General features: G+C 74.8%; 10 protein-coding genes. 3 read left to right on the top strand and 7 right to left on the bottom strand.

The genetic code is table 11. The features are described 5' to 3' along the window. Nucleotides 1-13: 13 nt before the first annotated feature. Genes BLT72_RS11360 through BLT72_RS11340 form a run of 5 tightly spaced genes read right to left on the bottom strand, consistent with a single transcriptional unit; the run spans nt 14 to nt 5546 of the window. Entirely contained in the window at nt 14-1054 is a 1041-nt protein-coding gene (locus BLT72_RS11360) for an FUSC family protein (RefSeq protein ID WP_231929990.1), read from the bottom strand. Between the two features lie 47 nt (nt 1055-1101). After that, the gene (locus tag BLT72_RS11355) at nt 1102-2076 is read right to left on the bottom strand and encodes a TolB-like translocation protein (RefSeq protein WP_091413001.1); all 975 of its coding nucleotides are present in this window, start codon (nt 2074-2076) and stop codon (nt 1102-1104) included. Beyond that, nucleotides 2073-3323 (bottom strand): MFS transporter, encoded by a 1251-nt coding sequence (locus tag BLT72_RS11350; RefSeq protein WP_091413000.1) that lies wholly within the window; start codon nt 3321-3323, stop codon nt 2073-2075. Before BLT72_RS11350 ends, BLT72_RS11355 begins: the two co-directional genes overlap by 4 nt. A 12-nt stretch (nt 3324-3335) precedes the next feature. Next, nucleotides 3336-4682, bottom strand: coding sequence for an alkaline phosphatase family protein (locus BLT72_RS11345; RefSeq protein WP_091412999.1), 1347 nt, complete (start codon nt 4680-4682; stop codon nt 3336-3338). Nucleotides 4683-4739: 57 nt separating this feature from the next. Next, complete coding sequence (locus BLT72_RS11340; protein WP_157720446.1) at nt 4740-5546, bottom strand: type 1 glutamine amidotransferase; 807 nt, start codon at nt 5544-5546, stop codon at nt 4740-4742. A 290-nt stretch (nt 5547-5836) separates the two neighbouring features. Between BLT72_RS11340 and dnaE the strand changes: the two genes are divergently transcribed. Continuing rightward, nucleotides 5837-9415, top strand: coding sequence for a DNA polymerase III subunit alpha (gene dnaE, locus BLT72_RS11335; RefSeq protein WP_091412998.1), 3579 nt, complete (start codon nt 5837-5839; stop codon nt 9413-9415). After that, nucleotides 9412-10005 (top strand): hypothetical protein, encoded by a 594-nt coding sequence (locus BLT72_RS11330; RefSeq protein WP_091412997.1) that lies wholly within the window; start codon nt 9412-9414, stop codon nt 10003-10005. The genes dnaE and BLT72_RS11330 overlap by 4 nt, the downstream gene beginning before the upstream one ends. Nucleotides 10006-10041: 36 nt before the next feature. Here the strand turns inward: BLT72_RS11330 and ybaK are convergent, their stop codons facing one another. Both ybaK and BLT72_RS11320 read right to left on the bottom strand, forming a co-directional pair. Beyond that, nucleotides 10042-10527, bottom strand: coding sequence for a Cys-tRNA(Pro) deacylase (gene ybaK, locus BLT72_RS11325; protein WP_091412996.1), 486 nt, complete (start codon nt 10525-10527; stop codon nt 10042-10044). A gap of 6 nt (nt 10528-10533) precedes the next feature. Beyond that, entirely contained in the window at nt 10534-10992 is a 459-nt protein-coding gene (locus tag BLT72_RS11320; RefSeq protein WP_091412995.1) for a hypothetical protein, read from the bottom strand. Nucleotides 10993-11261: 269 nt separating this feature from the next. Between BLT72_RS11320 and BLT72_RS11315 the strand changes: the two genes are divergently transcribed. Continuing rightward, nucleotides 11262-11972 (top strand): ANTAR domain-containing protein, encoded by a 711-nt coding sequence (locus BLT72_RS11315; protein WP_091412994.1) that lies wholly within the window; start codon nt 11262-11264, stop codon nt 11970-11972. Nucleotides 11973-11983: the final 11 nt, after the last annotated feature.

The following is an 11983-nucleotide window of genomic DNA, read 5'->3' as shown; positions in this document are numbered from 1 at the left end:
GGTGCGCGTCCGGTCAGGAGGCCGGGAGCGCGGGGTGGGCGCCGCGCTCGCGGACCAGGACCGTCAGCAGGAGGCCGACGACGACGCCGATCAGCGTCTCCAGCGCCCGGTCGCGGATCAGCGGACCGGCGGCGTGGGCGACGGCGAGCTGGCCCAGCAGGAGGGCCAGCGGCGTGACGCAGACCAGGGCCAGCCCGTAGTTGCGGCCGACCAGCAGCTCGGCGCCCACCTGCAGCACCACCACGACGGCGACCAGCGGCAGGCCGCGGAGCGGCAGCGCGAGCAGCAGCGCCGCCAGGCCCAGCCCCAGCCCGGTGCCCAGCAGCCGGTGGGCCCCGCGGACCAGCTGGCCGGTCAGGTCCCGGGCCGCCATCGGGACCACCGCCGAGACCATGGCCCAGTACGGGTGGCCGATGCCCAGCCCGGTGGCCAGGCTGCCGGCGAGCAGCACGGCGAGGACGTAGCGGACCAGGTGCAGCCGGACCCGGCGCTCGGCCAGCAGGTGCCGCACACGAGACCGTGCGGCGGGGGAGCGCGGCGGCGCCGGCCGGCCCCGCCAGCCCGCCGACCCGACCACGACCGAGAGGAGGGCGGACGCGGCGGCGACGGCGGCCGCCGTCCCCATCTGGGCGGGGCTCGAGGGCAGGGCGGCGCAGGCGGTGAAGGCGAAGACGACGAACAGCGGGCCCGGCGGGTGCCAGTCCTGGGCGTCGGAGGCCAGGGCGACCACGCCGGCGAGCAGGGCCGCGCACGGGACGCTGAGCCAGGCCCGCTGGCCGCTCGTCCCCACCACGACCCCGGCGGTCACCGCGGCGACCAGCGCGCCCGCGAGCGTCGCCTGCATCCGCAGCCGGCCCAGGTGCAGCCGGTTGCGGCCGTACAGGCTGGTGAAGGCGCCGAACGCGGCGTAGATCGACCACTCCGCTCGGCCGAGCAGCTGGAGCACCAGCAACGGCACCAGGACCGAGACGCCGACCCGCAGGGCCACCCGGTGCGCCCCGGCGTGCGGTGCCACCCGGACCAGCTGCTCCGCCCCCGCCCGCCAGCCGCTCACCGCCCCACGCTAGACCGGGGGCCGACGACCGCGCCGTCCGGGCGACCTCAGCCGGGAACGCGGCCGGAGGGGGACTCGGCGTCCTCGGCGAGCAGGGCCGGGGCGCCGGAGCCGTCGGCGGGCACCGTCCAGACCCCGACCTGGCCCGTCGCCGGGTCGAGGCGGCCGTAGGCGATCGTGGCGTCGTCCAGCCAGGCGCCCTGGTCGTCGACGGTGGCAGGTTCGGCCAGGGCGGTGCGACGGCCGCTGCCGAGGTCGTAGACCTCCAGCCGCCAGGTGAGGTTGGGCAGCCGGCGCTTGTAGACGAGCCGGGTGCCGTCGGGGGACAGCGAGGGGCACTCGACGCCGTCGGCCAGCACCGTCACGGTCTCCGCGGCGAAGTCGCCCTGCACGAGGTAGAAGTGCGCGCCGGTGGCCATCGTCGCGTAGAAGGTGTTGTCGTCGTCGGCGAAGCTGACGCCCCAGAAGTTGGCGTCCGCGGGGGGCTTCTGGGCCCGCCCCTGCTCGTCGCTGACGCTGAAGTCCTCGAGGCTGGTGGTCAGCACGCCCGTCTCGAGGTCGAGGATGCCGGACCGGGTCGAGAAGCCCGAGCTGGTGTAGGAGTCGCCGGAGACGAAGACGGTCCAGGCCACCACCCGGCCGTCGGCGGAGATGCGCGCCCGGGTGGGCACGCCGTTGACCGGCAGCGTGCGCTGCACGGCCAGGTCGGGACCCAGCACGTCGAGCACGAAGGTGGACGGCGAGCTCGGGTCCGGCCGCAGGCAGACAGCCCGGCCGCCGGCCGCGTGCACCCGCGAGCACGTGGCGGCCGTCTGGCCGCGGCTGCCGTCCGGGCGGACGACGGCCAGCCGCCCGGTGCGGGTGTCCCGGACGACGACGCCCGGGGCGGTCAGGGAGGCCGCCGGGTCGACCTCGACCTCGGCGGCCGACCGGGTGAGGGCCCAGAGGACGGCGACGGCGAGCAGCACCAGCGCCGACGCGGCGGCGACCAGGACCCGGCCGCGGGTGCCGAGCGCGGTCACCGGACCCGCCCGGGGCGGTGCAGCAGCAGGGCGCAGCAGGGCAGCAGCAGGACGGCCACGGCGGCGGCGGTCAGGCAGGCGACCGCCACCCCGGCGTTCTGCCAGAGCAGCCCGAAGACCACCGAGGAGACGACGTAGGCGAGCGCCTGCCCGGTCTGCAGCAGGGCCAGCCCCGTCGTCCGCAGCGCCTCCGGGATCAGCGGCACCGCCAGCGCGGACAGCACGCCGTCGGTGGCCGCGTAGAACGCGCCGTACAGGGCCAGCACCAGCCAGAGCGGGCCGGCGTCGGTGCTGAGCAGCAGGTAGACCCCCAGCAGGCAGCCGTAGCCGCCGACGACGACCGGCCAGCGACCCACCCGGTCGGCCAGCCGGCCCAGCGGCACGGCGAGCAGCAGGAAGGCCAGGCTGGTGCCGACCGCGAGCAGGGGGAACACCCGCACCGGCAGGTCGTCCCGGTCCTGCAGCACGAGGTAGACGAAGCCGTCGCCGACGGTGACCAGGCCCAGCAGGGCCGCGACGACGCAGAGCCGGCGGAAGGCCCCGGCGTGCAGCAGCTCACGGGCCCGCACCCGGCCGGGCGCGCTCAGCACCGGCTCCGCGCCGGGAGCGGGGTCGGCCTGTACCGCGGCGGGCTCCCGGACGAACAGGACCAGCACGACCAGGCCGAGCAGACCGGCGCAGAGGCTGCCGACGAAGACGACGGAGTAGTCGCCGGTGCCGGCCAGGGCCAGCAGGGCCAGCGCGGCGACGGGGCCGAGGAACGCCCCGACGGCGTCCATCGCGCGGTGCACGCCGAAGGCCTGGCCGAGGTCCCGCTCGGCGACCGAGCCGGCGATCAGCGCGTCCCGGGGCGCGGTGCGCAGGCCCTTGCCGGTCCGGTCGGCGGCGATCACCGCGCCGATGCCCAGCGCCCCGGAGGCGCCCAGCAGGCCGAGCTTGGAGACGGCCGACAGCCCGTACCCGACCAGCGCGACCAGCTTCCGTCGCCGGAACCGGTCGGCGAGGTGGCCGCCGGCCAGCCGGGTCAGGGCGGTGGCGCCGGTGTACAGGCCGTCGAGCGCGCCGTACTGGGCGACGCTGAGGTGCAGCCCGAGCACGAGGTACGCGGGCAGCACCGCGGTGACCATCTCGGACGAGACGTCGGTGAGCAGGCTGACCAGGCCGAGCGCCACGACGTTGCCTGCGGCGACCCGGCGCAGCGAGCCGCCGCGCAGCCCGGCGCTCCGGGTGACGTCCGCGAGGTACATCCGGGGCAGCGCCTAGCTGAGGGTGACGTCGTCGAAGTAGGTCCGGTTCGGCGTCGCGGCCGCCCCGTCGTCGTGGTTGACCAGCTGCAGCGTGTAGGAGTGCCCCGGGGTCACCCGCACGCCCACCTTGGTCCAGGCGCCCTTGCGGGCGCAGGTCCGGGGCAGCAGCGTCGACTTCGTCGACGAGGTGTTCCGCTTGAGCACGACGGTCGCCCAGGCCTTGCCCACCGTGTCCGAGCAGCGGCCCTGCCACCACACCGACAGCCGGCTCCTGCCGGCCGGCACCACGAAGGTCTGGCTGAGGATCGAGTCACCCCGGGTGGCGGTGAGGGCGCCGGCCCGGCCCGCGCGCTCGCCGCCGTGCACGTTGTTCACCGAGGTGGTCGTCTTCCCCGACGACGCCCAGGAGGCCAGGCCGCCCTCGAAGGTGCCGTTGCTGGCGCCGGTGCGCGGCTTCGGGGCGGTGGTCCAGATCGTCCGCAGCGGCGTGGCCTGGGCGGCGAAGCCGAGGGGGGCGAGGCCGTAGGCGTCCTCGAGGGTCCGCAGCAGGGTGTAGTGGTTCATCCACTCGGCGTACAGCCCGGGCCGCACCTTCTGGCCGACGACGACGGTCGCGATCTGGTTGACCGTGCCGCCCGCGTTCTCGTCGAAGGTGACCACCAGCAGGCTGTTGTGCGTCATCGCCCAGCGGGCGTAGCCGTCGAGGTTCTTCTGCAGCCAGGTGTCGCCGGTGGCCACCGAGCAGTTGTGCATGTCGTGGCACATGTTCGGGGTGACGAAGCTGACCGTGGGGAGGTCGGCGTAGTTCTCCGGGAAGGCGCTGAACGGCTGGTTGACGCTCGTCGGCAGGTTGGAGAAGTCGACCCACGGGTTGTGCTTGCGCTCGTAGTCGCCCTGGCGGCAGCCGGTCCAGCCGGCCGCGGGCAGCGACTCGGCGTAGCCGGTGAAGGTCAGGCCCGCGCTCCGCAGCTGGCTGCCCAGGTTCGCCGTGGCCCCCAGGTCGCGGCAGGCGTTCGTCGTCACCCCCTGCTGGCCGCCGGAGAACAGGGCCACGTAGTTGGGCTGGCTGGGGTGGGTGACGCCGTAGGACTGGGACAGGTTGGCGCCGCGCGCGGCCAGCGCGTTGACGTAGGGCGCCTGCGCGCTGCCGATGACGCTGGTGCGGTTCTTGTTCTCCATCACCACGACGACGACGTGGTCGGGGCGCGGGACCAGGGCGCCGGCGGTGGTGGCCGCCACGGCCGGGGCCGGTCCGGTCGACGAGCCGGCCGCGCCGAGCCCGCCGGCGAGCAGGGCCAGCAGGGCGGCGCCGACGAGCAGCCGGCGCGCGCGCGGACGGGGGGTGTGGCCAGAGGTCATGCCGGCTCCTGAGAAAGGCTGGGCCCCCCGGCCCCACGCGATGGTCTGGGCCGAACCCTACGGAGTCCCGCCGCCAATTCCCAAGCCGACGCCCGCCGGGCGCTGCGGCGGGCCGGCGCGGCGGGCGCCGGCCACCCGCAGCTGCTCCGCGAACCGGTCGGTCAGGGCGCGCCAGGTGCGCACCAGCACGGGGTCGGCGGTGGCGACGTCGGCGAGCCGTCGCGCCGCGCGGTCGGCGTCGAGCAGCCCGGCGGCCACGTCGGCGTCGGCCCACAGCCGCAGGGTGGCGACGTCGACCTCGGGGTGGAACTGCACGCCCCAGGCCGCCGCGCCCAGCCGGAGCGCCTGCACCGTCCCCGCGGACCGGCTGAGCACGACGGCGCCCGGCGGCGGTTCGACCACGAGGTCGTTGTTCCAGTGCACGGCCGGCGCGCCGACGGGCACCGGGCCGAGCAGCGGGTCGTCGGCGGCGGCGGCCTCCGGCTCCACCGCGCGGACGCCGGTCTGCGGACCGGTCGTCGCCGGCTCGACCCGACCGCCGCAGGCCACCGCCAGCAGCTGGAGGCCGAGGCAGACGGCCAGGGTGGGGGTGCCGTCGTCGACGGCGGCGCGCAGCAGCGCCCGGGTGCCGGGCAACCACGGGTGGGCGGCGTCGTCGGAGGCGCCCATCTCCCCGCCCAGCACCACCAACCCGTCGTACGCCGCGAGGGAGGCAGGCAGGCCGTCGCCGGCCGAGCAGTGGAAGACCTCCAGCCGGCAGCCCGCGGCGGTGAGCCAGTCGCCGACGCGGCCGGGCGGGCAGACCGCGGTGTGCTGCACGACGGCGACCCGGGGGCCGGTCGGCGGCAGGACGGGGTGGGTCACGGGTGGTCCTCCGGGTCGGTCGGCGGGCGGGACGGGGCGGGACGGGGCGGGACGGGAGCGGGCGAGGGCGCCGTCGCCCGGCGGAAGAACTGTCGGTGCCGCCGGGCATGCTGGGGAGCACCGGCAGGGCCGGTCGGCGGAGTCCTCGGAGCGCGCGTGCCGTGGCCCGGCCGGGAGCGCCGAGCGACTACTGTAGGCGCTTGCCGGTCGGCCGGCGGTCCCTCCCCGGAGGGCCCGTGCAGGCGGCGGCGGAAGCGGGCAGGGCAGCGAGTTGGAGGTCGATCGAGAACATGCCGGGTAGCTCCACAGCCACGACGGGATCGACACCCTCGACCAGCACCAGCACCACCGCGACGGACTCGTTCGTCCACCTGCACGTCCACTCCGAGTACTCGATGCTGGACGGCGCGGCCCGCGTCTCCGACCTCTTCGCCGGCGCCGCCGAGATGGGCATGCCGGCGGTCGCCATGACCGACCACGGCAACCTCTTCGGCGCCTACGAGTTCTACAAGGCCTCCAAGAGCTCCGGGGTGAAGCCGATCATCGGACTCGAGGCCTACGTCACCCCCAAGACCCACCGCAGCGAGCGCAAGCGGGTGCGCTGGGGCGACGGCGGCGGCGACGACGTCTCCGGCGGCGGCGCCTTCACCCACATGACGCTGTGGTCGGAGACGACCGAGGGCATGCACAACCTGTTCCGGCTGGGCTCGCGCAGCTCGCTGGAGGGCTACTTCTACAAGCCGCGGGCCGACCGCGAGCTGCTGCAGACCTACGCCAAGGGCCTCATCGCCACCACCGGCTGCCCGTCGGGGGAGGTGCAGACCTACCTGCGGCTCGGCCGCTACGACGAGGCGGTCGCCAGTGCGGCCGAGTTCCGGGACATCTTCGGCGCGGAGAACTACTTCGTCGAGCTGATGGACCACGGGCTCAGCATCGAGACCCGGGTGCGGCAGGACCTGCTCCGCATCGCGAAGGACCTCAGGCTGCCCCTGGTCGCGACCAACGACCTGCACTACGCCGCCCGCGCCGACGCCGCCGCCCACGAGGTGCTGCTGTGCGTGCAGACCGGGTCGACGATGGCCGACGGCAACCGCTTCAAGTTCGACGGCGACAGCTACTACCTCAAGTCCCCGGCCGAGATGCGGCAGCTGTTCGCCGAGCTGCCGGAGGCCTGCGACAACACCCTGGCCATCGCCGAGCGGTGCGACATCTCCTTCAACGAGCGGGTCGGCGCCTTCATGCCGCGCTACCCCTGCCCGCCGGGGGAGGACGAGGCGTCCTGGTTCGTCAAGGAGGTCGAGACCGGCCTGCGTCGTCGCTACCCCGGCGGCGTGCCCGAGGCCAGCCGCAAGCAGGCCGAGTTCGAGACCGGGGTCATCCTCTCGATGGGGTTCGCCGGCTACTTCCTCGTCGTCGCCGACTTCATCAACTGGGCCAAGGAGAACGGCATCCGCGTCGGACCGGGCCGCGGGTCGGGCCCGGGGTCGATGGCGGCCTACGCGATGCGGATCACCGACCTCGACCCGCTGCAGCACGGTCTGATCTTCGAGCGCTTCCTCAACCCCGACCGCGTCTCGATGCCCGACTTCGACATCGACTTCGACGAGCGCCGGCGCGGTGAGGTCATCCGCTACGTGACGGAGAAGTACGGCGACGACCGGGTCAGCCAGATCGTCACCTACGGCACCATCAAGGCCAAGCAGGCCGTCAAGGACGCCTCGCGGGTGCTCGGCTACCCGTTCGGGGTGGGTGAGCGGATCACCAAGGCCATGCCGGCGCCGGTGATGGGCAAGGACGTGCCCCTGGCCAAGCTGTTCGACAAGGAGCACTCCCGCTACGGCGAGGGCGGGGAGTTCCGCGCCCTCTACGAGAACGACCCCGAGGTGGCCAAGGTCGTCGACACGGCCCGCGACCTCGAGGGGCTGAAGCGCCAGTGGGGCGTGCACGCCGCGGGCGTGATCATGTCCAGCGACCCCCTGATCGACATCATCCCGATCATGCGCCGTGAGCAGGACGGCGCGATCATCACCCAGCTCGACTACCCGACGTGCGAGTCGCTGGGCCTGATCAAGATGGACTTCCTGGGCCTGCGCAACCTCACGGTGCTGGACGACGCCGTGGGCAACATCAAGCTCAACCGCGGCTTCGAGATGGTGCTGGAGGACCTCGCGCTCGACGACGCCCCGAGCTACGCCCTGCTGGGCCGCGGGGACACCCTCGGGGTGTTCCAGCTCGACGGCGGGCCGATGCGCGCCCTGCTGCGGCTGATGCGCCCCGACAACTTCGAGGACATCTCCGCGGTCCTGGCGCTGTACCGCCCGGGCCCGATGGGCGCGGACAGCCACACCAACTACGCCCTGCGCAAGAACAAGCGGCAGGAGATCACCCCGATCCACGCCGAGCTCGAGGAGCCGCTGGCGGAGATCCTCGGCACCACCCACGGCCTGATCGTGTACCAGGAGCAGGTGATGGCGATCGCGCAGAAGGTCGCCGGGTACAGCCTCGGCCAGGCCGACCTGCTGCGCCGCGCCATGGGCAAGAAGAAGAAGGAGGTCCTCGACGCCGAGTTCGTGCCGTTCTCGGGCGGCATGCGCGCCAACGGCTACGGCGACGCGGCGATCAAGGCGCTGTGGGACATCCTCGTCCCCTTCTCCGACTACGCGTTCAACAAGGCGCACACGGCCGCGTACGGGCTCGTCTCGTACTGGACGGCCTACCTCAAGGCCAACTTCCCGGCCGAGTTCATGGCGGCGCTGCTCACCTCGGTGGCCGACGACAAGGACAAGATGGCCATCTACCTGTCGGAGTGCCGGCGGATGGGCATCCAGGTGCTGCCGCCGGACGTCAACGAGTCCGCCGCCAACTTCACCCCGGTCGGCACCGACATCCGGTTCGGGCTGACCGCGATCCGCAACGTCGGGGCCAACGTCGTCGACGGCATCGTCACCGCCCGCGAGCAGCACGGCAAGGCCGTCAACTTCCACGGCTTCCTCGACCAGGTGCCCCTGGTGGTCTGCAACAAGCGGGTCATCGAGTCCCTCATCAAGGCAGGCGCGTTCGAGTCGATGGGCCACACCCGGCGGGCCCTGATGAGCGTCTACGAGAACGCCGTCGACGGCGTCCTCGACCTCAAGCGCAACGAGGCCCACGGCCAGGACGACCTGTTCGGCGACTGGGGGGACGGCGGGGGCGACGACCCGGTGCTGTCCGGGACGGTGCCCGACCTCGCCGACTGGGACAAGCGGACCAAGCTCGCCTTCGAGCGGGACATGCTCGGCCTCTACGTCAGCGACCACCCGCTGCAGGGTCTGGAGCACATCCTGCTCGCCGAGCGGGACGTCGCCATCGCCGAGCTGCTGACCGACGACGGCCCCAAGGAGGGCATGGTCACCATCGCCGGGATGATCACCAACGTCACCCGGAAGACCACCAAGCGCGGCGACATCTGGGCGGTGATCACCGTCGAGGACCTCGAGGCGTCCGTGGAGGTGCTGCTGTTCCCCAAGGCCTACGACCTCGTCTCGACGGTGCTGGCCACCGACGTGGTGGTCAAGGTGAAGGGCCGGTTGAAGCGGGACGACGACTCGGTCTCGATCAGCGCCCAGGAGCTGACGCTGCCCGACATCACCGACGGGCCGAGCGGGCCCGTGGTGATCTCCCTGCCGGCCGTCCGCTGCACGCCCCCGGTCGTGCAGCAGCTGCGGCAGGTGCTGGCCGGCCACCCCGGGATGACGGAGGTGCGGCTGCGGCTGCAGTCCTCGGGCAAGACGACGGTGATGAAGCTGGACGACCAGCTGCGGGTGACCCCGTCCGGACCTCTGATGGCCGACCTCAAGGCGCTGCTCGGGCCCTCGTGCCTGGCGTCGTGAGCGACGTCCCGGCGACCGCCGCCGCCCGTCCGGCGCACCGGGTGCGGCCGGCCGGTCCGGTGGCGGTGGTGGCCTTCGTCGCCCTCGCGCTGGGGCTCGGGGCGCTGGCCGGGGTGGCCTGGGAGGCGGTCGTCGACCTGCCCACCTACACGGTCGGCGCGGACGGCGGCGCCGCCACCAGCGAGCGCGGGCTGACGGCGGTCGTCGGCTCCGACGCCTGGTTCTGCCTGCTGGGGGCCGTCGTCGGGCTGCTGGTGGGGCTGGTGGCCTGGCGCCGGCTGCGCGCGCTCGGCTGGCCGCTGGTGCTGCTCGTGGTCGTCGTCGCGGTGGCGGCCGGACTGCTGGCCTGGTGGGTGGGGACCGCGCTCGGCCCCGGTGAGTTCAACCCGCGGCTGGCGCGGGCGGCCGCCGGGGACGTCGTCCCCGTCGCGCTGGAGCTGCGGGCCCCGGCGTCGCTGCTGGTCTGGCCGTTCCTGGCCGTGGTGCCCGTGCTGCTGGGCTCGTCGCTGGGTCGCGAGGAGGACGACGAGGATCCCGCCGGTGTGCCGGAGACCCTCGAGGAGAGCCGGCCGGTGGTCGAGAACGGCTGACGTCCCGCCGGCCGGGCGCGCTCGGCGGGCGACCGCTCAGTGGCCGATCGCCGCCGTGACCGCCCCCGTCATCCGCGCGAGGTCGTCGGGGGCCAGCTCCACCTGCAGCCCGCGCCGGCCCGCCGAGACGTAGACGGTGGGGAAGTCCCCGGCGGAGCGGTCCACGACGGTGCGCAGCCGGGTCCGCTGCCCGAGCGGGGAGATGCCGCCCAGCACGTACCCCGTGCTCCGTGTCGCGGCGGCCGGGTCGGCCATCGTCGCCTTCTTGGCGCCGAGCGCGGCAGCGAGCGCCTTGAGGTCGAGCTGCCGGGCCACCGGGACGACCGCCACGACCAGCTCGCCGCCCAGGTCGGCGAGCAGCGTCTTGAAGATCCGCCCCGGGGGCACGCCGAGGGCCGCGGCCGCCTCGTCCCCGTAGTGCGACGTGCCGTCCTCGTGGGCGTAGGGGTGCAGGCTGTGCGCGACCCCGGCTCGCGCCAGGGCCACGGTGGCCGGGGTGCCGCCCGCACGGTTCTTCGCCATCCGCCGCTACCGGCGCCGGAGACGACGGCGCAGGACCGGCGCCCAGGCCCGCACCCGCGCCCGCAGGGTGGTGGGCGCCTCGACGACCGGTGCCGCCGTGAGCTCGTCGGCCAGCGCCTCCACCCGCGTCAGCAGGTCGTCGGTCTCCAGGTCCCACCGCTCGTAGCGGGGACCGGGCAGCCGGGCCACGTCCACCTCGGCTCCGAGCACGACGACCCGGTCGGCGGCCCGCAGCGAGCCGGCGCTGAGCAGCCGCTCGTCGGCGGGGTCGAGACCCATGGCGACGAGCATCTCGTCGGTGCGCCGGCTCGGGTCCGGGGGCCGGGTGCCGGAGGTGCCGACGACGACGGCGTCCCCGGTCACCTGGCGCAGCACGCCGGCCGCGATCTGGGTCGAGCCGGCGTCCGGGCCGACGAAGAGCACGCGGGGCCGACGGCCCGTCGGCGGTGCGGTGAGGGTGGCCATGGTCTGCTCCTGAGCGGGTGCGGTCCAGGCGGCGTCGACCGGGGCGCGGCGGGTACCGCGCGACCGCCCCAGGGTAGCGGTCGCGGAGACGTCGGCGGGCTCGTGCGGTGGCGGGTCGTCGCGCCCCCGGCGTAGGCTGACGGCCCTGTGGCCGTCCGTGAGGCGGCGGACGAGCCCCGCACCCCGGGACCGGTCCTGGGTCAGGCAGCGGCCCGCGCAGCCCGTGGCGCGCGCCGCCGCGGCCGGTCCCGTTCTCCCGAGGATGCGTCGTGACCCAGCCCGATCTGCCACCGCCGGCGCCCGAGGCCGCACCGGGTCCGGTCCCCGCCCGACCGACCGCGGCCGGCCCTCCTGGACCGGCCGCCCGGCACCCCGTCCTCGAGCGGGTCGCCGATCTCGCCCGGCACGTGGCCCCCGGCGTCCTGGCCGTGTCGGTGACGGTCCTGCGCGACGGCCGGCTGCACACCCTCACGACGACCGGCCCCGGCGCCGCCCTGCTCGACGAGCAGCAGCGGACCCGGGGGGGCGGGCCCTCGTTGGACGCGCTGACGGGCGGCCGGACCGTCACCCTGACCCCGGCTGACGGCGCCTGGACCCCCGGCTTCGCCCGGGTGGCGGAGGCCCTGGGCGTCCAGCAGGTCCTGGCCGTCAGCCTGCCCGCACCCCGGGCGGAGCGGCTGGCGCTGACCCTCTACGGCACGGGTGCCGAGCCGTTGTCCCGGCCCCCGGTGGCGCTGGTCGAGGCGCTGGTGCACGTCGCGGTCGACGCCCTGCGGCCCACCCGACCCCGTCCGACCACGCCGGCGCACCGGGGCCTGCGCGCCCAGGCGGCCGTGGCGCAGGCCACCGGGGTGGTGATGGCCGCCCACCGCTGCCCGGCCGACGAGGCGCTGGCCCTGCTCACCGCGGCGGCGTCGAGCCAGCGCCGCGGCCTCGACGAGGTGGCCACCGCGGTGGTCGCCGACGTCAGCCCGGGCTGAGCCCGGGGCGA

It is taken from the genome of Friedmanniella luteola (assembly GCF_900105065.1).
Taxonomy (GTDB): Bacteria; Actinomycetota; Actinomycetes; order Propionibacteriales; family Propionibacteriaceae; genus Microlunatus; species Microlunatus luteolus.
This window is presented reverse-complemented; position numbering and strand designations above follow the sequence as displayed.

What these genes read in the sequence shown, in the direction of transcription:
- BLT72_RS11350 (WP_091413000.1), bottom strand. Translation starts at nt 3,323, where the DNA reads ATGTACCTCGCGGACGTCACCCGGAGCGCCGGGCTGCGCGGCGGCTCG.
- BLT72_RS11345 (WP_091412999.1), bottom strand. Translation starts at nt 4,682, where the DNA reads ATGACCTCTGGCCACACCCCCCGTCCGCGCGCGCGCCGGCTGCTCGTC.
- ybaK (WP_091412996.1), bottom strand. Translation starts at nt 10,527, where the DNA reads ATGGCGAAGAACCGTGCGGGCGGCACCCCGGCCACCGTGGCCCTGGCG.
- BLT72_RS11320 (WP_091412995.1), bottom strand. Translation starts at nt 10,992, where the DNA reads ATGGCCACCCTCACCGCACCGCCGACGGGCCGTCGGCCCCGCGTGCTC.
- dnaE (WP_091412998.1), top strand. Translation starts at nt 5,837, where the DNA reads ATGCCGGGTAGCTCCACAGCCACGACGGGATCGACACCCTCGACCAGC.